The sequence below is a fragment of the Iodidimonas sp. SYSU 1G8 genome, assembly GCF_039655775.1.
Classification (GTDB): Bacteria; Pseudomonadota; Alphaproteobacteria; order SMXS01; family SMXS01; genus RI-34.
The window spans coordinates 1,142,627-1,162,388 of sequence record NZ_JBBYXJ010000001.1 but is presented as its reverse complement, the minus strand read 5'-3'; the positions used below and the strand labels follow the sequence as shown (position 1 = coordinate 1,162,388).

Annotated in this window: 21 protein-coding genes and 1 riboswitch; of the genes, 13 read left to right on the top strand and 8 right to left on the bottom strand. The window is 63.3% G+C overall.

The window, feature by feature from the left end; all coding sequences use genetic code 11:
* Positions 1-29 precede the first annotated feature (29 nt).
* From WJU17_RS05560 to WJU17_RS05545, 4 genes are all read left to right on the top strand, one after another.
* A complete protein-coding gene (locus tag WJU17_RS05560; protein WP_346326343.1) occupies positions 30-269 on the top strand; it encodes a CDGSH iron-sulfur domain-containing protein in 240 nt (79 codons plus the stop codon).
* 20 nt (positions 270-289) lie between these two features.
* A complete protein-coding gene (locus WJU17_RS05555) occupies positions 290-850 on the top strand; it encodes a hypothetical protein (protein ID WP_346326342.1) in 561 nt (186 codons plus the stop codon).
* A gap of 67 nt (positions 851-917) precedes the next feature.
* Positions 918-1,565, top strand: a complete 648-nt coding sequence (locus WJU17_RS05550; protein ID WP_346326341.1) for a TIGR02466 family protein — start codon at positions 918-920, stop codon at positions 1,563-1,565.
* 113 nt (positions 1,566-1,678) lie between these two features.
* A complete protein-coding gene (locus WJU17_RS05545; RefSeq protein WP_346326340.1) occupies positions 1,679-3,256 on the top strand; it encodes an ABC-F family ATP-binding cassette domain-containing protein in 1,578 nt (525 codons plus the stop codon).
* On the opposite strand, the gene WJU17_RS05540 is transcribed toward WJU17_RS05545, so the two are convergent.
* Positions 3,253-4,878: a GNAT family N-acetyltransferase gene (locus WJU17_RS05540; protein ID WP_346326339.1), complete on the bottom strand. Its 1,626-nt coding sequence runs from the start codon at positions 4,876-4,878 to the stop codon at positions 3,253-3,255. The two genes, WJU17_RS05545 and WJU17_RS05540, sit on opposite strands and share 4 nt — an antisense overlap.
* A gap of 175 nt (positions 4,879-5,053) precedes the next feature.
* Here WJU17_RS05540 and tesB point away from each other — a divergent pair, with 175 nt between their 5' ends.
* A complete protein-coding gene (gene tesB / locus WJU17_RS05535; RefSeq protein ID WP_346326338.1) occupies positions 5,054-5,926 on the top strand; it encodes an acyl-CoA thioesterase II in 873 nt (290 codons plus the stop codon).
* Between the two features lie 21 nt (positions 5,927-5,947).
* Here the strand turns inward: tesB and WJU17_RS05530 are convergent, their stop codons facing one another.
* The 3 genes from WJU17_RS05530 to WJU17_RS05520 all read right to left on the bottom strand — a co-directional run bounded on the left by WJU17_RS05530 (position 5,948) and on the right by WJU17_RS05520 (position 7,617).
* Positions 5,948-6,190: a hypothetical protein gene (locus WJU17_RS05530; RefSeq protein WP_346326337.1), complete on the bottom strand. Its 243-nt coding sequence runs from the start codon at positions 6,188-6,190 to the stop codon at positions 5,948-5,950.
* Between the two features lie 265 nt (positions 6,191-6,455).
* Positions 6,456-6,791, bottom strand: a complete 336-nt coding sequence (locus WJU17_RS05525; protein WP_346326336.1) for a hypothetical protein — start codon at positions 6,789-6,791, stop codon at positions 6,456-6,458.
* A 229-nt stretch (positions 6,792-7,020) separates the two neighbouring features.
* Positions 7,021-7,617 (bottom strand): cytochrome b/b6 domain-containing protein, encoded by a 597-nt coding sequence (locus WJU17_RS05520; protein WP_346326335.1) that lies wholly within the window; start codon positions 7,615-7,617, stop codon positions 7,021-7,023.
* Between the two features lie 127 nt (positions 7,618-7,744).
* Here WJU17_RS05520 and WJU17_RS05515 point away from each other — a divergent pair, with 127 nt between their 5' ends.
* The gene (locus tag WJU17_RS05515) at positions 7,745-8,407 is read left to right on the top strand and encodes a transposase (protein ID WP_346326334.1); all 663 of its coding nucleotides are present in this window, start codon (positions 7,745-7,747) and stop codon (positions 8,405-8,407) included.
* 1,258 nt (positions 8,408-9,665) lie between these two features.
* Here WJU17_RS05515 and WJU17_RS05510 read toward each other — a convergent pair.
* A complete protein-coding gene (locus WJU17_RS05510) occupies positions 9,666-10,133 on the bottom strand; it encodes a hypothetical protein (protein ID WP_346326333.1) in 468 nt (155 codons plus the stop codon).
* Between the two features lie 600 nt (positions 10,134-10,733).
* On the opposite strand from WJU17_RS05510, the gene WJU17_RS05505 reads away from it, so the two are divergent.
* The 3 genes from WJU17_RS05505 to WJU17_RS05495 all read left to right on the top strand — a co-directional run bounded on the left by WJU17_RS05505 (position 10,734) and on the right by WJU17_RS05495 (position 12,419).
* On the top strand, positions 10,734-11,195 hold the full coding sequence (locus WJU17_RS05505; protein WP_346326332.1) for a hypothetical protein: 462 nt from the start codon (positions 10,734-10,736) through the stop codon (positions 11,193-11,195).
* A gap of 73 nt (positions 11,196-11,268) precedes the next feature.
* Positions 11,269-11,796: a hypothetical protein gene (locus WJU17_RS05500; protein ID WP_346326331.1), complete on the top strand. Its 528-nt coding sequence runs from the start codon at positions 11,269-11,271 to the stop codon at positions 11,794-11,796.
* Positions 11,797-11,957: 161 nt separating this feature from the next.
* Positions 11,958-12,419 carry a hypothetical protein gene (locus WJU17_RS05495; RefSeq protein WP_346326330.1) on the top strand — a complete coding sequence of 154 codons (462 nt, stop codon included), beginning with the start codon at positions 11,958-11,960 and terminating at the stop codon, positions 12,417-12,419.
* 50 nt (positions 12,420-12,469) lie between these two features.
* Here WJU17_RS05495 and WJU17_RS05490 read toward each other — a convergent pair whose 3' ends face one another.
* From WJU17_RS05490 to WJU17_RS05480, 3 genes are all read right to left on the bottom strand, one after another.
* Positions 12,470-12,973, bottom strand: a complete 504-nt coding sequence (locus tag WJU17_RS05490) for a GNAT family N-acetyltransferase (protein WP_346326329.1) — start codon at positions 12,971-12,973, stop codon at positions 12,470-12,472.
* Between the two features lie 455 nt (positions 12,974-13,428).
* Positions 13,429-14,712, bottom strand: a complete 1,284-nt coding sequence (locus WJU17_RS05485; protein WP_346326328.1) for a tetratricopeptide repeat protein — start codon at positions 14,710-14,712, stop codon at positions 13,429-13,431.
* Between the two features lie 22 nt (positions 14,713-14,734).
* The gene (locus WJU17_RS05480; RefSeq protein ID WP_346326327.1) at positions 14,735-14,899 is read right to left on the bottom strand and encodes a hypothetical protein; all 165 of its coding nucleotides are present in this window, start codon (positions 14,897-14,899) and stop codon (positions 14,735-14,737) included.
* 217 nt (positions 14,900-15,116) lie between these two features.
* Positions 15,117-15,204, top strand: a riboswitch (glycine riboswitch).
* Between the two features lie 170 nt (positions 15,205-15,374).
* On the opposite strand from WJU17_RS05480, the gene gcvT reads away from it, so the two are divergent.
* The 4 genes from gcvT to gcvPB are packed head-to-tail and all read left to right on the top strand — an operon-like array spanning position 15,375 to position 19,762.
* Positions 15,375-16,475: a glycine cleavage system aminomethyltransferase GcvT gene (gene gcvT / locus WJU17_RS05475; protein WP_346326326.1), complete on the top strand. Its 1,101-nt coding sequence runs from the start codon at positions 15,375-15,377 to the stop codon at positions 16,473-16,475.
* An 11-nt stretch (positions 16,476-16,486) separates the two neighbouring features.
* Positions 16,487-16,864 (top strand): glycine cleavage system protein GcvH, encoded by a 378-nt coding sequence (gcvH, locus tag WJU17_RS05470; protein ID WP_346326325.1) that lies wholly within the window; start codon positions 16,487-16,489, stop codon positions 16,862-16,864.
* Positions 16,865-16,874: 10 nt separating this feature from the next.
* Positions 16,875-18,218 carry an aminomethyl-transferring glycine dehydrogenase subunit GcvPA gene (gene gcvPA / locus WJU17_RS05465; protein WP_346326324.1) on the top strand — a complete coding sequence of 448 codons (1,344 nt, stop codon included), beginning with the start codon at positions 16,875-16,877 and terminating at the stop codon, positions 18,216-18,218.
* Positions 18,215-19,762 (top strand): aminomethyl-transferring glycine dehydrogenase subunit GcvPB, encoded by a 1,548-nt coding sequence (gcvPB, locus tag WJU17_RS05460; RefSeq protein ID WP_346326323.1) that lies wholly within the window; start codon positions 18,215-18,217, stop codon positions 19,760-19,762. The genes gcvPA and gcvPB overlap by 4 nt, the downstream gene beginning before the upstream one ends.

The window sequence follows — 19,762 nt, the reverse complement described above, 5'->3', positions numbered from 1 at the left end:
TTGTATAGAAGTGCAAGGGACATACCATCATGACTGAGCCGGTCATAGCCCAGAAAGAGCCCTACGCCATCGACGTGAAGGCGGGCAAGAGCTATTGGTGGTGCGCATGCGGCCAAAGCGCCAAGCAGCCCTTCTGCGATGGCAGGCACAAGGGTTCGGGGCTGGAGCCGCTGGAATACAAGGCGTCCAAGGACATGACGGTGTGGTTCTGCGGCTGCAAGCAGACGGGCGCATCGCCCCTGTGCGACGGCGCGCATAACAAGCTTTAGCTCGGTAAAAAGGCGGATTGATGAAGCGTACTATCGGCGCGCTGCGGGTTGCCGCGGTTCTGGGCGGTGCTTTGGTGCTGTCAGGGTGCAGCCTGTTCGGCGGCAAGGTCGACCAGGGAATGTCGGAGGAGATGAAGCAGAAATGCCCGCCCGTCGGCATCGTCGCCTATACGGGTCAGGTCACCCGCTTCGCCGGCCTCGGCCGCCTGGCGCAGGATGTCGCCCTGCGGGCCGAAATCACCAACCTCAAGGTGGTTTGCGTCAACAGCGAGGACAAGGGCGCGGTGAACGCGCGCATCACCTTCGACGTGGTCGCCGAACGCGGACCGGCCTCGACCGACTCCGGCGCCTCGCTGCAATATTTCGTCGCCATCACGCCCGACAGCAAGACCGTCGCCAAGAAGGACGTCTACGACAGCAGCCACAGCTTCGGCAGCAACGGCATCAGCACCTCGAGCGAGACCATTGATGCCGTGGTGCCGCTCAAGGGCGAGGATATCCCCTACGAGGAAATCCTGATCGGCCTGCAGCTGACCCGCGAGGAACTCGGCTACAACATCGCCCGCGCCGGCGTCCGGTAGGCGATTGCCTGCTTGAGCCGACGCGCCGGCTGGCGGAAAATGGCGCCGGCCAGAGGGGGAGTGTCCAATGCCGTCGCCGACCTTGCTCGCGTCCGAGCCGTGTTTTCCATCGCCGGTCTTCACCTTCAAGGTGGAGGACGCCGAGGCGCTCAACCAGGCGCTGATCGCCGACGTGCTGGCCTATCGCCGGACAGCGCCCGGCATGCAGCGCAGCAACCAGCATGGCTGGCATTCCGACACGGATTTCTTCCGCCGTCCCGAGGCGTCCTTCCGGACCCTGGCGCAGCAGATTTACGTCGCGCTGGGCGCCGCGACCCGTCAGGTCGCGCCGGGGCTCGACCTCACCAACAAGGCGTATGCGCTCCAGGGCTGGATCAACGTCAACGAGCGCGGCGCCTACAACACGCCCCACACCCATCCGCACCACGAGTGGTCGGGCAGCTACTATGTCACCGTCCCGCCGGCCCCGAGCGGCCGCAGCGGCTCCATCGAATTCCTCGATCCGCGCGGCACCGTCTCCCAGATGGACGGTCTGCAATCCATCCACTTCGCGCCGAAGATCCGCAAGATGCCCGTCGCCGGAACCATGCTGATCTTCCCGTCCTATCTGCGCCACTGGGTCTATCCCAACGAGCAGGACGACATCCGCATTTCCATCGCCTTCAACGGCAAGCTGGTCAACAAGCCGGCTCCCGCGCCCACCCCGCAGGCTTGACGCCCGCGCTGCGCGGCCTATCTTCCAGCCTGTCGCGAGAAGGAGGACCCTGCCGATGAAACTGATGACGACCGCCGCTGTCACCCGCGTCGTCACTGCTGCATCGGTATGCCATGTTTCCTCTCATCGACCTGAAATCCGTCTCCTGGACCACGCCTGACGGGCATCGCCTCCTCTCCGATCTCACCATCGCCTTTGGTCCCGGACGCACCGGGCTTGTCGGCCGCAACGGCAGCGGCAAGAGCACGCTGCTGGGTCTGATGGCCGGCACGCTGTCGCCGTCCTCGGGCAGCATCGCGCGCCACGGCCGTCTCTCCATGCTGTCCCAGCAGACGGGCGCGGCGGCGGACGCGCTGGTCGCCGACGCCCTCGGCGTGCGCGCTGGCCTTGAGCGTCTCGAGCGCATCGTGGCGGGGCAGGGCGACGAGCGCGATCTGGCCGACGCGGACTGGACCTTGCCGGCCCGGATCGAGTCCGCGCTGGGCCGCATGGGCCTGACGGACCTCGACCCGCTGCGTCCCTTGTCCACGCTCTCGGGCGGGCAGGCCGTCCGCGCCGCGCTCGCCGCGCTCCTCCTCGACGCGCCGGACATGATCCTGCTCGATGAACCCACCAACAATCTTGACGCGCGGGGCCGCGACGCCGTGATGGAACTGTTGTCCGGCTGGAAGGGCGGCGCCGTCGTCGCCAGCCACGACCGCGCCCTGCTCGCCGGCATGGACCGCATCGTCGAGCTGTCCTCGCTTGGCGCGCGCGCCTATGGCGGCAACTGGGACGTCTATGCCGCCCGCCGCGACGAGGAACGGGCCGCCGCCGCGCGTGACGCCGCCGCCGCCGAACGGGCGATCCGCCAGGCCGAGGGCGAAATCCAGGACACGCGCGAGCGGCAGGCGCGCCGCGACGGCGCGGGCCTGCGCAAGCGGGCAAAGGGCGACGCCCCGAAAATCCTTCTCGATGCCCGCAGGCAGCGGGCCGAGACGACGGCGGGCAGGGGCAGCGCGCTGGCCGGCCGGAAACGCCGCGAGGCGGCGGATGCGCTGGACGAGGCGCGCCGGCGCGTCGAAATCCTCACCCCGCTGCGGGTCGCCCTCCCGCAGGCGCATGCGTCAGCGGAACGGCACGTCCTCGTGATGGACGACGCCGGATGGCAGGCGCCCGATGGGCGCTGGATCCTGCGCCACGTCTCCTTGACCCTAAAGGGTGCCGCGCGCCTCGCGGTCCGCGGCGCGAACGGCGCGGGCAAGACGACCCTGCTGCGCCTTGCCGCCGGCCGGATCGCGCCGTCGGAAGGCACGGTCTCGTGCGCCGGCCGCGTCGCCATGCTCGATCAGCACGTCACCCTGCTGCGCCCCGGCGACAGCGTGCTCGCCAATTGCCGCCGGCTCAATCCGGCCTTGTCCGACAATGACGCCCGGGCGCTGCTCGCCCGCTTCCTGTTCCGCAACGAGGCGGCGCTGAAACCGGTCCACGCCCTGTCCGGCGGCGAAAGGCTGCGCGCCGGCCTCGCCTGCGTGCTCGGCGGCCCGGCGCCGTCCCTGCTGATCCTCGACGAGCCGACCAACCACCTCGACCTCGCCTCCATCGAGGTGATCGAGGCGGCGCTCGCCGGCTATGGCGGCGCGCTGCTCCTCGCCAGCCATGACGAGGCGTCCCTCGACGCTCTCGGCGCCGAGCGCGTTCCGCTGCCCTAGCCGCCGTCGCGCCAGTTGATCTTGTACAGGTCGAACCGCCGGTCCCGCAGGTTGCGCACCGTGCCCTGCGCCCGTGCCCAGGCCAGGTCGGTCATGTCCAGGTCGGCGATGGTCACCGTCTCCACGTTCTCCGTCGCCTCGGCGGCGATGCCGTCGCGCGCGAACGGGAAGTCGCAGGGCGTCAGGATGCAGGACTGGGCGTACTGGATGTCCATGTTGTCCACATTGGGCAGATTGCCCACATTGCCCGACATCACCACATAGCACTGGTTCTCGATCGCCCGCGCCTGCGCGCAGTAGCGCACCCGCAGATAGCCCTGCCGGTTGTCGGTGCAGAACGGCACGAACAGCAGCTTGGCGCCTTCGTCGACCAGCCGGCGCGCCAGTTCCGGGAACTCGGAATCATAGCAGACCATCACGCCGATCGGCCCGCAATCGGTCTGGATCGCCGCCGTGTGGTCGCCGCCCTTGATGTTCCACCAGTGGCGCTCGTTGGGCGTCGGGTGCATCTTCTCCTGCGCATGCACCGAGCCGTCGCGCAGGAACACATAGGCCACGTTCTGGATGTCGCCATCCTCGGTCCGCGTCGGGTGCGAGCCGCCGATGATGTTGATGTTGTAGCCGATGGCCAGCTCGCGCATGGCCGCGATGAAGCGCGGCGTGAACTCGGTCAGCGTCTCGATGGCCTCGGCCGGCGTCAGCTTGCGCTTCTCGAACGCCAGCAGCTGCAGGGTGAACAGCTCCGGGAACACCACGAAGTCGCAGCGATAATCGGCCGTGACGTCGACGAAATACTCCACGTTGGACACGAACTCGTCGAAACTGCCGATCATCCGCTGCTGGAACTGCACCGTGGCGACGCGCACCGCTTCCTTCTCGCCCTGCGGCGGTGAATGCGGGCTCGGTTCTTCCAGCGCATAGGGATTGCGCCAGACCATGTGCGTGGCATAGCCGCCCGACGCCCGGTCGCCGCGCAGATAGTTCTTAAGCACGCCGATGGGCTCGAACCCGGCGCGGATGTGGAAGCTCACCACCGGATCGTCGATCTTGCGCGCGGCCACCGCCTGCACGTACTCCCACGGGTCCGGCCAGGCCTTGCGCCGCCGCGCCCAGCCGGGCATGCGCCCGCCGAACACGATGCCCTTCAGCTCCTGCACCTCGCACAGCCGCTGGCGCGCGTCGTACAGCCGCTGGCCGATGCGCAGCCGCCGCCGGCTCGGGTCGACGCACACTTCCATGCCATAGAGCCATTCGCCGTTCGGATCGTGGCGCGAGCCATAGCCCGAGCCGGTGATCTCGCTCCAGCGGTGCTGGCTCATGCCGGTCGCCTCGTCGATCAGGAAGCTGGCGGCATAGCCCACCACCTCGCCTTCATAGACGACGACGAACTGGCCCTCGGGAAATGTGACGATCTGGCCGCGCACCATGCCCTGCGTATAAGGCTGGTCGTCCGGATAGACCCGCTGCACCAGGGCGATGATCGCTTCCACGTCGTCCGGCGTGGCGTTGCGGATCACCAGGCTGGCGGCCTCTCCCTTGCGCGCGGGTTCCTTCTTGGCCGCGACCTTGCGGGGCGGTGCCTTTTTCGCGGCGGGTTTCTTGGGGGCGGGAACGCGGGCCATCGGGCCTCCTTGGCATTGCGGGCGTCGGTGTCAGTATATGGGCCGCTCATGAACGGTGGAAAGCGCGCGCGGTGCCGGGGCACCTGCCATGCATGCGCGGCTTTCGCAAACGCGTGACACACCGGCGCGTCTGCGCATAATACCGGGCACCTTTTCACCGACGACGGAGCCTGTCATGACCGAAACCCACGAGGATGCCGTCGAGGACGTGATCAAGCTGCTCGATCTCGAGCCGCTCGAGGTGAACCTATTCCGCGGCCTCAGCCCGGATGTCAGCTGGCAGCGCGTGTTCGGCGGCCAGGTGATCGGCCAGGCGCTGGTCGCCGCCTATCGCACGGTCGAGAACCGCATCTGCCATTCCCTGCACGCCTATTTCATCCGCCCGGGCGACCCCAAGGTGCCGATCATCTACGAGGTCGACCGCTCGCGCGACGGCAAGAGCTTCACCACCCGCCGCGTCGTGGCGATCCAGCACGGCAAGCAGATCTTCAACCTGGCCGCCTCGTTCCAGATTCCCGAGGACGGCTTCGAGCACCAGGCCAGCATGCCCGACGTGCCGCCGCCCGAATCCCTGCCCAGCGACGAGGAACTGCGCCTCGCCGTGATCGACAAGGTGCCCGAGCACATCGCCAAGCACTTCTCGCGCCCGCGCCCCATCGAGATGCGCCACGTGAACCGCCAGGATTTCATCAACCCGCAGCCGACCGAGCCGGTGCAGCACGTCTGGTTCCGCCCGCGCGCCTCGGTGGGCGACGATCTGCCGCTCAACCAGTGCATGCTCGCCTATGCCTCGGACATGACCCTGCTCGACACCTGTTTCCGCCCGCACGGCATCACCTGGTTGTCGGGCAAGCTGCAATCCGCCAGCCTCGATCACGCCATGTGGTTCCATCATCCCTTCAAGATGGACGACGACTGGATGCTCTACACCATGGACAGCCCCAGCGCCTCCGGCGCCCGCGGCTTCAACCGCGGCAGCATCTACACCCGCGACGGCCTGCTCGTCGCCTCCGTCGCCCAGGAAGGCCTGTTCCGCTACCGGGGATAGGGCGGTCTTTCGCCGCCTCGGTTAAGCAGGGCCATTCAGATTGGCTCTGGCGGGCGCGTTCGCGGCGCGCCTCGCCTCGCCGATGCGCCGGGCGAACGGGCCGTATGAGTCGAGGTCCATGCTGTCGAACGCGTGATTGTTCACGTCGCAGGCCAAGGACCTGGCCAGTTCCCTCAGTTCGGAATCATTCGGAAGCAACTCGGGGCCGGACCCGACATTCTGATCCAACCAGGTCTCAATATAACTATCAAGGCGCGTATACATCGGGCGATCCTTGTCATGTTTTATTATATCAGCGTACTTGGTGATCAAGGGTATTGTTTACAAGTTGTTAAATTAATATTTGTATATTTGGTTCATTTATCCGCTGAATTCACACGAATATTTATGGCTCGGACGCGACGGCCAGCACCCAATGTCGGCGCCAAATTTCGGTGACAGTGTACTTAATTTCCGCTCGCCGCCGATCCGGCGGCAAGGGGTATGGCACGTTCGAAAGCGCCAGATGCCGAATGCGCCAGATGCCCGCTCAGCGCTGCTTCTTGGCCGTGCTCGCGGTGAAATCCGGGTCCTTCTTCGCCACCCAATCCACGAATTTGCGCACGTTGGGGTTGGCCAGCAGGCCCTCCACGTCCAGCCCGTGGCGCTGCAGTTCGGAATTGGTGAAATTGGCCATCAGCGTCTGCTGGCAGATGGGATGCATCGGCACCACGTCACGCCCGCCCCGGCTCTTGGGCACGGGATGGTGCCAGACGATGGTCTCGCCCGTGGGCCGCCCGCAGAGCCAGCAATGCACCACCGGGGCGGGCGCCTCGTCGTCGGGCAGGTCTTCAACGGGATCGGGTTTCGAGCGTTTGCGGGCCATGCTGATCTGAACTGCCTGAACGTGCGGTGTGCACCTGTGCAGTCACCTTACCACACGGCCCGCGACCGGGGTATCAGTCCGCTCGAAGCGCACGCTCACGCCCGACTAGCGGGGCCTGAAGTCTAAGGATGGTTGAGTGCACTGGCACCGAATTCGCAGGGTGCAGGCGCGGCCGCCCTTGAGCGCCTCTCCGGTCATCGCTCCTGGCGGCTCGCCCTACCTGAACAAATCAGGGTAGCTGGCGATCATCTCCATCGGCAACGCTTTCGCCTTCACGTGCATCTCGCCGGCGCCGGTTTCCATGCGGCGCGCGGATGAACAGCATGAACAGGGCGAGCGGCCTCTTGAAGAGAAGCAGATACAGGACATGGAACGCGACGACGACCACGAGCGCGTTGGCGAGCGTCTCATGCACCTCGCCGACCATCCCTCCATCCCCATGCTCCTCTTCGCCACCATCCGCAGCCTCAGCAATATAGGCAGTGGGCCGCGCCTGGCCGAAACCGATGGTCTTGCCCTGGTCCATCCAGATACCCGTGGCCGCCGCACCCACGACCAGCAAGGCAATGCCTGCCAGAAGAGTTCGACTGATCGCAGGATGGGTGGCCGCATTGCCGAGCTTTAGACCCACGAAATTCGGGTAGAACTTGCTGAGTCCGAGTTGCGTTACGCCGGTGGTCGCCCAGATCAGGCGCACGACGATCAGGCACGCAACCCCGTAACCGAACCACGCATGGATACTGCCCGCCTCACCGGTCGCGTAAGCAGTTACGGCGACGATCGCCAGGCAGGCGTGAAAAATCCGAAGCCGCGATAGGGTTTTCATGAAACGCTCCTGAAAGGGAACGAGCATTCTGCCCACCCAAGTGCGAGTGCGCATTGACCGGGCTCAATCAAATTTCGGTGACAGTGCATTTAATTGACGCCCGCCGCCGATCCGGCGAGAGTGCGTCATGGCCCGTCTCGCCCGCGTCGTCATTCCCGGTCTGCCGCACCATGTCACCCAGCGTGGCAACGGGCGGGCGCGGACGTTCTTCAGCGACGCGGACTACGCGCTCTACCGCGACCTGCTGGCCGCCTCGTGCCGCGCGGCGGGCGTCGAGGTCTGGAGTTGGGTGCTGATGCCCAATCACGTCCACCTGATCCTGGTGCCATCCGACGCGGACGGGCTGCGGCGCGCGCTGGCGCCGGTGCACCGGCGCTATGCCGGCGCGGTGCACGCGCGCGAGCGGCGGAGCGGGCATTTCTGGCAGGGCCGGTTCGGCGCCGCCGCCATGGACGAGGCGCATCTGGGCGCGGCGGTGCGCTATATCGCCCTCAACCCCGTCCGGGCGCGGCTGGCGGCGCGGGCCCAGGATTGGCCGTGGTCCAGCGTGCATGCCCACCTGTCCGGCCGCGACGACGGCATCACCACGCTGGCGCCGGTGCTGGAGCGGTTCGCGCCCTTCGCCGACTTCATCGCCACCGAGGGCGACCCGGCGCTGCTCGACGGCCTGCGCCGCGCCGAAACCATCGGCCGCCCCCTCGGCGACGACGCGTTTATCGTCGGCCTGGAACACGCGACAAACCGTACGCTCAAGCCCGGCAAGCGGGGCCCGAAGCCGAAGGACAGTTAAGTGCACTGTCACCGAAATCTGTCACCGAAATCAGTGATCAACCAGTCCGCCGGGGAACGATGGTTCTTTTCGGAGGGCGAGGCAGATCAGGCGGGGTGGACGCCGGCGGAAATGTATCGGTGATGGTGTGGAGGAGGGTGACCAGCTTGGCATCGGCATGCCTCGATTACGCTGTGTCACCGGATTTGGTAGGTATTGATGCTTGGGTATGTGCTGAAGATGGCCTGTGTATTGTACGCGATAGCCTTATCAGGTTGTTCCGATTCGGTGGATCGAGCGTCAGTCATCGGGTTGTACGTTGCGACTCATGATCAGGGTGATGAGCGACTAGTGCTATACGAAGATGGCACGTATAGTTTGGAATACAGGGTTCAGGGCAGGCTTGTAGTCGAAAATTCTAATACGTGGTATCATTATTTGACTTATGATTCGACTGTACGTTTGGGTTTTAATGATTATGTGTTTGGGTATGATGGTCATCTCCGACCCAAAAGAACCCAGGGGTTCTGGAGTCCTGAATTAGAAAGAACTCTGTTGGGGGATGTTTTGTTAAGAGTAAATCCTGATTTTGCGATTTCGTACGTAAAAGTACGCTAGAATTACGAGTTACGCTGACAATGGGGCGTGGCCCGCCGCGCCCGTGCCGTCATTCCCGGCCTGCTGCACCATATTACCTTTAGCGTGGCAATGGGCGGGTGCGTACGTTCTTCGGCGATGCGGGTGGGTTATTTCTGCAAGGGCCGTCGACACTATCACTAATAACAGTCGCTCGACGAGCCTGTCAGTTTAGCATGAAAATGAGACCGGAGAGATAGAATGTTCTGATCTGGATTTCTTGATTATAGTATATTTTCCATCAATAACATAACCGGCTCTTCCATCTACTTCAATTTCCAAAATTCTATCTGATTTGGTGTAGTCGCATGCGATAATGGGAGCGAGCTCACCGGATCTAATAAGCGCCGTTACGGTCGAACCCTCTGGGCTTGAGTAGACTTCTACATCTTCTATCGCGAACAACTCAAGTCTTTCGCCATCAACAAGAAGGGGTAGGCTGACTATCAGAACGAAAGATATTGCGAGACCTGCCATCCAGATCCAATGAGCTATAAAATTCTCTCCGGTACTCAATGGTCCACCTGTATCGATAATGACGCCCGTTCCAGCGTTGTTTGGAGGATGGAGCGCAAGAGTCCGATTCGGGCACGTTCTTCAGAACCGTGAATCGTCATTCCGCCCCCCGACCGAAAATCGGCGCCTAACGCTTCAGCCTGTCCGCGTCGAAAACGTCGATGCTGCCCTCCTTGGCGCCGGGTTGCCAATGGACCACCGCCAGCGGCTTTTCTTCACCGCTCAGCACGCCGGCCACGGTCTGCTTGAGCGTCTCGTAGGGTGGCAATCCGTCGAACATGGCATAGTAGAAAATCTGGCCGCCGCGCATTTCCGCGACATAGAACAGATGGACCTTCGTGAGGACGGACGATAAGGGGTCGAACAGCACGACCACATCGCGCGCGCCATCGGCTTCACCGCCCGAGAAGCGGTAGATCAGCCTGTCCTCAAGATCCTTGCCGTCCTTCAGGAATGTTGCGTGCACCGCATTGATCGGCATGCCCCCCGCATCCAGTGTCTCCACCAGGCACTGCGACAGGGGCGGCGACCACGCCAACCGAAACCCGGCCTCCCCGCGTTCCTCCACCTTGGTGAGCACGGACATCAGCGGCACCGACTTCCATAACGGCTTCGGCTTCCTGCTGGGCGTTCCCGGCATTTCGGCGCAAGGTTTCGGTGCTGAATCTGCCAATGCCTGGTAAGGAACCGTCAGCGCGACCCAGACGAGTAAGGCGGCCGATATCGGGCGGACCATGAATATTCCTTCAAATGAGCAACGCCTTTGGACGGCAAGCTTACCCTTGCCTGACGATCCGTCAAGCCGCGGCGGTAGCCGGCAAGGGGCGGGAGGTTTGCACCTGTTACCGTAACCGCCAAGGTCACATCTCATAGTTGCGGTAGTAAAGTGGGTTTCGGTGACAGTGTACTTAATTGACGCCCGCCGCTGATCCTGCAAATTGTGGGGCATGGCCCGTCTCGCTAGTGTCGTGATTCTCGGTCTGCCGCGCCATGCCACCCATCGTGGTAACAGGCTCCTCTCGGCAACGACGCGTTCATCGCAGGCCCGGAGAACGCGACAAACCTCACGCTTAAGCCGGGCAAGGGGGGCAAAGTCGAGGGTTCGACGAGTGAATGTTGTGCGAAGCCAGGAGGACTCGTAAAACTATTCGTTAATTCGGTTAAAAAGTCACGTTACTTGGGGAAAGGGTTGTTAGTGAAACTCCGAAAAGCATCGATGGTTTGTAAATTTCTGTTTCTGATGGGAGCGTTGGTCTTTTACAGTCCCGTAAAGGCCGAAGAAGCGTCGGTGGATCAGCGTCTTAAGCAGATAATTGGCGATATAATCGTTAGGTATGATGCCGAGTATGTTGAGTTCGGAGATATTTACGCTTTCGGATCGGGGCCTATATCGAGCGTTTATCACGATTATTATTACAAAGAGGTGGCGAAGATGCCTCAACCACAACGATTTTCATATTTCTGGTTTGGGTTATGGCATCTCGGTCTTCAAGGGGGCGGCATGAACCTGCTTGCGGATCTTGTAATGGATGATCCTGCGGTGGAAATTTACAAACTGGAGTTGCGCGACTTTATTAGGAAGGGTGTTGAAGGTGGCAGGCAGGAGCGCCGCACCGCCTATGCGAAAGCATTGCTTCACTTTCTTGAGGTGCGGTAGCGGGCGCGCCATCAACTTAACCGATGGTGTAGGCCCGGAGGTGGTCTCATCAACGACATTGCGGACCAGATGTGTGAATGAAATTAACCCACAGGAAAAGAACGTGATGGGCCGTGTCACGCGCTTTGGTCTGCTGGTAACCGCTGGTATAATTTCGATACAGATGAGTTCTGCGCTGTCTTGGGAGCCGGTAGATGAGATGTGCGATCCCAAATTCGAGTTCGTCTCCGGTCCCTGGCCCGAAGGAAAGCGTCGGGTCATTTGCGAAAAGGATGATCCCGAAAACTGGCCCTACGAGTTTCCGTCGGCTGGTGTCGAGTGTGTGCCCGCCGAACACTCGAACTGTCCTGTCGTGCATGTCGGTGGTGCCGTCTACAGCCTGACCGGCCGCGCCCTGGCGTGCGGGGCGATGAATGGCTGGGACTGGAAAAAGCTGGACGTAGAATCAAGCGCCGGGATCTGGCGCTTTGAAACAGTGCGTAACGACAAGGGCGAGGTCGTGCGCCTCCCTCATGGGGCAACCATGATAGAGTATTTTTCCGAAGCGCCGGTGAGAGCGGTCGCAGGGGAGCTCGGCTGCGCGTCGGTGGAGATATGGTGAGTTAGTTGCAGTGATTGTTTGCTAAATTTTCCTTTTAATCTTTCTAATTCAGCAGAACAGAAATTTTATTGCTATATAGAGCTCAGAAATAGATTGAGATGGATCGAGGCATGCCCCGCTCTTCATTGGATACCTTGAGAGAATTGTCAAAGAGGTCAGGGGTGACCCATGATATGGGGTTCCATACAGTGATAATGCTGGATTTTTACGATGGGCCGGAGAATGGACTGATAGTCTTCCCTTCAGGGGCGGCCATGAGATTTTCTCCCCTAGCTGAATCGCGCATCGTCATTCTCAGGGCCTACGAATTTGTCCCTTTGAACGGAAATTGGATGCCGGATGTGCTCACCATAAGGGCGGCATCCAGAACCAGCCCGCCTGGATCGCGATTTTACTTCCCGGAGGGTGCAGATGAGTTTAGGGAAAATTTTGAAGAAAGAATGATGGCGGCGAGAGGTTGTGGCTATTTTGTTGGAGTTGGAACTACCTGGTTGGAGAAAATGCTGATAGCAGAGGTAAGTCCCGAGGAAGTGGTTACTCTTCAGAATGCGGATGCTAATGGGAGGAGTTTTAATTTGATTCATAGATTTATTAAAAATAAGAAATTATCAATAAATCGATAATTTTTTGTGAATTAATTAATATCTTTGCTAATAAATTCCATCGTCGCCTGCTAATCCTTTAGACTGCTCAGCCACTTTGTCATCCTGAAGTTCGTGAGGGACACGCCGCGTTTCACGACCCGCTGCTCCCGCTCCACGGTCCAGCCCTGCCGCTCGAAAAACGGCCTGGCCTTCCTACTTGCCTCCGTGGTGAGACAGGCCACACCAAGCTGCTCCGCACGCGCCTCGATGGCCCGATACAGCAGCCAGCCCACGCCCATCCCCAGTGCACCTGGTCTGACGAAAGCAAGATCGATATAGCCCGACGCATCGATCGTCATGAAGCCTGCCGGAGTGCCATTCAGCTCCGCCATGAACCCATCAACATCGACGAGCCTGTTTCGCCACCCGGACGGGTTCGGCGACGCCCCGGCCCAGGCTGTTCGCTGTTCGTGCGTGTAATGCTCCCCGGTCCCATGGTGGACCGCGTCGAAAAAGATCTCTCCGGCAATTTCGCCGTCTTCTGCCCGCAAGGGCCTGATGGTAACGGCTTCCACGTTGTTCTCTATCGTCACGGGCAATTCTCACCCCTTATCCTCTGCCCTCAATAGCGAATGATCACGGTGGGTCAGGTCAGGTTCACGGTCAACGATATCGGCGACGGGGGCTTTACCGTGATCCTACTGCGGTCCAAGACACGAATTTCGGTGATAGTGCACTTAATTGACGCCCGCGCCCGATCCGTCGCGATTTCATCATGGCACGTTTCGCCCGCGTATCATTCGCCGTATGCCCCACCATGTTACTCAGCGTGGCAACGGTGGTCTCTTTGTCGACGCCAAGTTCACCGGGATCTGGAAGACACCGCAAACCGTACGCTCAAGCCCGGGGAGCGGAATCCGAAGCAGAAGGACAGGTCGAGTGCCCTGTCGCAGAACTTCCTTGGGACGGAGGTAGGTCCGGTATGGTGGCAGTTACGCAGAGCTCCGACCGACTGGAGGCGAGCGGCGCGCCTGCCGTGCTGCCTGCGCTAGGACCCTATCTGGCTTGCTCGGCCAATAATCCCGTTTATTGATCTGACCGCTGCGGGGATACCGTGGGCGGCCGCCACACGCCACCACCGGATTGCGGCCTCGCGATCGCGAGGACCTCCCAAGCCTTTCTCCAGCAACTCCGCCAAGTTGTTCATTGCCGGCGCATAGCCGAGAGTGGCGGCGCTTTCCCAAAGCTCCCGGGCTTTTGCATAATCCACCGGCACCTCGATGCCGTGATAGTAAAAGAGACCGATGTTGTTCATCGCTGCTGGGCTGCCGGCGGCGATAGCGAGCCCATACCAGCGGATCGCCTCTCTTCGGTCGGCCGGCACGCCGGCACCATAATCATAGGCGACTGCTATGGCATTCAGCGCCGCCGCCTCGCCACTCATAGCCGCTCGCCGGTAGAGCGATAGGGCATGAGCGGGGTCGGCTTTCACGCCGCGCCCCTCGGTGTACATGTTTCCCAACTCCACCTGCGCCACGGGGTCCCCCGCCGCCGCCAGCGTCCTAAATACCGGACGCGCCCAGCCGGGATAGCCTCGCTCGTTGCGACTGATCGCCAGAGCCAGTTCTTCACTGACAGGACTGGAATAAGGCTGCGCGGCTCCTGGGCGGCGCGGAACCTGCCGGACAACCCACTCTTCACATGCAGGAGGCACGTGATCGTCTTCAAACTTGAATGGGACGAACCGAAGGGCGTTGCTCAGTGAGCCGTAATGCGTTCCCTCCAGGTCAGCTTCCATGAAGGAAATCTCACTGTCTCCCAGCGTGACATGGAGTCTGCCGCTATATCCAGACCGCCGCCCCTTTCTACAGTCGACCTGCACCCGTGTGGCGTCCTGCCACTGATAATGTTTGGCGGCCGTCCACGGCCACTGGGCGACGATTACGCCACCCGACATAGCGCAATAACCTCTGAATCCGAATACAGCGAACAAACAAAGGAGAAGGACAGCCGACAGGATCAGGTGGGTCAGTATCTGCCTCGCTCGCCGGATGAATATCGAACGGAGCCCTGGTCGTGCGAAAGCCTCATCACGGATCTTCATGCCCCAGATCAGCAGGTAAAGAATCCAGGACAGGGCGAGCAGCCCAACCAACAGTTCAAGGCTATTGAGGCTATTCGCCGCGAACGTGCCGGAAGGACAGCTCCTGCGCCAGTAGTCCTTGCCGATCCACATTAATCTGAAGGCGAGAAGCGCGCACAGGCCGCCAATAGCCAGCACAAGCAGTAACGCTGCCTGCCTGGTGCTGACCAGACGCCATAAAGCTCGCATCGACCTCCCCACGGTACCGATATCACTCGCATTCCCGCTCCAGACAATAACCCTGTGGTTGCGGTGCCAGGGCCTTTAATTGCGCCAGCTGGTGGCCCGACGATAGTATGGTATTGCTCGTTTCGCTCATGTCATCACCGCCGGTCGGCATTTCGATGACAATTTGCTGATCTTTGATGTCGATCACTAGCTGCTATTCCATGGCGCCCAGCCGCTTTGCCATCTTGAAATTCGTGAGGGCCGCGACGTGGAAATCGTCATCCGCAAGCCGCGCGCTCGGCGGCCCGGTCGCATGAGCGTCGAGACGGCGGAGTGAGTGCTGCCGCGCCGCACACCATGCATGCCGAACCCGCGTAGCCCCGCCTTGACTCCCGCCGGGCGCCTGCTACCTTCCTCCTCAGCCTCACGCCCGTGCGGGAGAGTCCGGTCCTTGCCGGCGCCGAAGAAGCAACCGCCCCGGAAACTTTCAGGCAAAAGGACCGCACGGGTACAGGCACTCTGGAAAGCAGACGCATCGGTTACCCGGTGCTGCTCACCGAAGGAGTAAGCCGATGGCGGCCCAGCGCGGGCCGCTGCCGGGCAAATCTCTCAGGTTCCGAAGACAGAGGGGGCAGCCTTCGTCCATCCGGGCGCGGGTGGCTTGCCCACATGTCAGGAACCTTATGTCCGCTCCGGAAACGCTCGAGACCACCCCGCTGCATGGCCTGCACCGCGAACTGGGCGCCGAATTCGGCGCCTTCGCGGGCTACGACATGCCGATTCGCTATCCGGCCGGAATCATGGCCGAGCATCTGCACTGCCGTGCCTCGGCGGCGCTGTTCGACGTATCCCACATGGGGCAGGTGGTGCTGAAGGGCGAGGGCGTCATCGCCGCGCTGGAGCGGCTCGTGCCTGGCGATATCGCGGCGCTCAAGCCGGGCCGCCAGCGCTATTCCATGTTCACCAACGCGCGCGGCGGCATCCTCGACGATCTGATGATCACGCGGCGCGAGGATGATCTCTACGTGGTCGTCAACGCGGGCTGCAAAGGCGCCGACCTGGCGCATCTCCAGGCGCATATGCCCGCCGGCACCGTCACCTTGTTGGACGACCGCGCGCTGATCGCGCTGCAGGGGCCAAAGGCCATCGATGTCATCGCCCGGCTCGACGCGCGCATCCGCACCGTGCCCTTCATGGCCGCCGCCGCCCTGACCCTGAACGGTATCGACTGCTGGGTCAGCCGCTCGGGCTACACGGGCGAGGATGGGGTGGAAATCTCGGTGCCCTCGGACCGTGCCGAGGCGCTGGCCCGGCGGCTGCTCGATCAGCCCGAGGTGGAGGCCGCCGGTCTGGGCGCGCGGGATTCGCTGCGGCTCGAATCGGGCCTGTGCCTCTACGGCGCCGACCTGGACGAGACCACCACGCCGGTCGAGGCGGCGCTGACCTGGACCATCGGCAAGCGGCGCAAGATGGAAGGCGGCTTCATCGGCGCCGACATCATCATGCGGCAGCTGTTCGACGGTCCGGCGCGGGTGCGCGTCGGCATCCGCCCGGAAGGCCGCGCCCCGGCGCGGGCGCACACGCCGATCGTCGATGGCGACGGCACCGTGATCGGCGAGATCACCTCCGGCGGGTTCGGCCCCACCATTGGCGGGCCCGTCGCCATGGGGTATGTGACGCCCGCTTTCGCCGCCGACGGCACCGCCCTCGGGCTGGTCATCCGCGGCAAGATTCATCCGGCGCACGTCGCGCCGCTACCCTTCGTCCCCAAAGGCTGGAAATAGGAGCCGTGTCCATGAGCGACGTTCGATACACCAAGGAACATGAATGGATCCGGCTGGAAGGCGAGGTCGGCGTCGTCGGCATCACCGATTATGCCCAGAACGCGCTGGGCGACGTGGTCTATGTGGAAGTGCCCGAGGCCGGCAAGGCGCTCAAGGCGGGCGGCGAGGCGGGCGTGATCGAGTCCGTGAAGGCGGCCAGCGAGATCTATTCCCCGGTCACCGGCGAGGTGGTCGAGGGCAACGGGGCGCTCGAGGCGGACCCGGCGCTGGTCAATTCGTCGCCGCAGGGTGAGGGCTGGATCTTCAAGGTGAAGCTGGCCAATCCGGGCGACGTGGACGCCCTGATGACCGAGGAAGACTACAAGGCCTTCGTCGACGGCCTGGACTGAGGAGAACACCATGCGCTACCTGCCGCTGAACGAGGACGACCGGCGCGACATGCTGTCCAGCATGGGCGTGGCCTCCGTCGACGACCTGTTTCGCGACGTGCCCGAGGCGGCGCGGCTCGACGGACCGCTCGACCTGCCGCGCCATCAGGGCGAACTCGAGGTTCAGCGGCACATGGAAGCGCTCGCCGCGCGCAACGTGGCCGCCGGCAGCGTGCCGTTCTTCGTCGGCGCGGGCGCCTACCGCCACCACATCCCGGCCAGCGTGCAGCACCTGATCCAGCGCGGCGAGTTCCTCACCGCCTACACGCCGTACCAGCCGGAGATCAGCCAGGGCACACTGCAGTACCTGTTCGAGTTCCAGACCCAGGTGGCGCGCCTCACCGGCATGGATGTGGCCAACGCCTCCATGTATGACGGCTCGACCGGCTGCGGCGAGGCGGTGCTGATGGCCCAGCGCATCACCAAGCGGCGCAAGGTCATCCTGTCCGGCAATTTGCATCCCCAATATGCCGACGTGGTCGAGACGGTGACCCGCTTCACCCGCGAGGACGAGCGCGTCCTGCGCCGCGCCCCCGCGCCCCAGGGCGACGAGGATCTGGTCGGCCTGATCGACGAGGACACTTCCTGCGTGGTCGTCCAGAACCCGGACTTCTTCGGCCGCCTCCAGGACCTCTCCGGTCTCGCCGCCGCCGCCCACCAGGCGGGCGCGCTTCTGATCGTCGTCTTCACCGAGGCGGTGTCGCTCGGCGCCATCCGGTCGCCGGGCGAGATGGGCGCCGACATCGTCGTGGGCGAGGGGCAGTCCATCGGCAACGCGCTCAATTTCGGCGGTCCTTATCTGGGGCTTTTCGCCACCCGGCAGAAGTTTGTGAGGCAAATGCCGGGGCGATTGTGTGGCGAAACTGTGGATTCCGAGGGGCGGCGCGGCTTCGTGCTCACCCTGTCGACCCGCGAACAGCACATCCGGCGCGAGAAGGCGACGAGCAACATCTGCACCAATTCGGGCCTGTGCTCGCTGGCGTTCACCATCCACATGACCCTGCTCGGCGAAACCGGCCTGCGCCGGCTGGCCGCGCTGAACCACGCCAAGGCCGTGAAAACCGCGGAAACCCTGGCTCGCGTCCCCGGCGTCGAGGTGCTGAACGACAGTTTCTTCAACGAATTCACCATCCGCGTGCCCGGCTCGGCCGCGCAGGCGATCGAACGCATGGCGGCCCAGGGCGTGCTCGCCGGCGTCCCGGTCTCCCGCTTCCATCCCGACCATGACGACCTCATCGTCCTCGCGGTCACCGAAACGAACACGGACCAAGACATCGCCGCGCTCGCCCGCGCGCTGACGGAGGTGCTGCAATGAACAGACAGGGCCGTCCTACGGGGCCGACGACATCCACGGGCGAGGGCGCGGGCCCGACCTGGACCGGTAACCGGGCGCTGGCGCTCGACGAGCCGCTGCTGTTCGAGCTGAATGGCTGGGGGCGCACGGGCGTCGATCTGCCGGACGCCGAACCGGTGACCGACCGTCTCGGCGGCCTCGGGCGCGGCAGGCCCATCGGCCTGCCCGGCCTGTCCGAGCCGCAGGCGGTGCGCCACTACACCCGCCTCAGCCGCAAGAACTACGCCATCGACATGGGCCTGTTCCCGCTGGGCTCGTGCACCATGAAGCACAACCCGCGGCTGAACGAGAAGGTGGTCTCGCTGCCGGGCTTCGCCGACATCCATCCGCTGCAGCCGGTCTCGACGGTGCAGGGCGCGCTGGAGGTCATGGATGAGCTGACAAACTGGCTGTCGGTGCTGACCGGCATGCCCGGCGTGGCGCTGTCCCCCAAGGCCGGCGCCCATGGCGAGCTGTGCGGCCTGATGGTCATTCGAGCGGCGCTGGAAGCCCGCGGCGATGCGCGCACCCGCGTGCTGGTGCCGGAATCGGCCCATGGCACCAACCCGGCGACGGCGGCGCTGTGCGCCTATGACGTCGACCCGATCCCGGCCACGGCCGACGGCCGCGTCGACGTGGACGCCATGATCGCCAAGCTGGGGCCCGACGTGGCGGCGATCATGCTGACCAATCCCAACACCTGCGGCCTGTTCGAGCGCGACATCATCCGGATCGCGGAAAAGGTGCACGAGGCGGGCGGCTTCTTTTACTGCGACGGCGCCAATTTCAACGCGATCGTCGGCAAGGTGCGTCCCGGCGATCTGGGTATCGACGCCATGCACATCAACCTGCACAAGACGTTCTCGACGCCGCATGGCGGCGGTGGTCCGGGCGCCGGACCGGTCGTGTTCTCCGAGGCGCTGGCGCCTTTCATTCCGCCGGCCATCGTGGTGCGCGGCCCGGACGGCCTGAGCATCCAGGAAAGCGTGCCGCACGCCCAGGTGGGCCGGATGACCGCGTTCCACGGCCAGATGGGCATGTTCGTGCGCGCGCTGACCTACATGCTCAGCCACGGCGGCGACGGCCTCAAGCAGGTGGCCGAGGACGCGGTGCTGAACGCCAACTACATCCGCGAGAGCCTCAAGGACGTCATGACGCCGTCCTTCGACGGGCCCTGCATGCATGAGGTGCTGTTCGACGACCGCTTCCTGAAGGATACGGGCGTTTCCACCCTCGACTTCGCCAAGGCGCTGATCGACGAGGGCTATCACCCCATGACCATGTATTTCCCGCTGGTCGTCCACGGCGCCATGCTGGTCGAGCCGACGGAAACCGAGAGCAAGGACAGCCTGGACGAGTTCATCGGCGCCATGCGGGCGCTGGCCGTGGCGGCGAAATCGGGCGACACGGAACGCTTCGCGTCGGCGCCGCGCTTTGCACCGGTCAGCCGTCTGGACGAGACCCGCGCGGCCCGTTCGCCGATCCTGACGTGGCAGGAGCCGGAGCCGAAGGTCGCGGCGGAATAG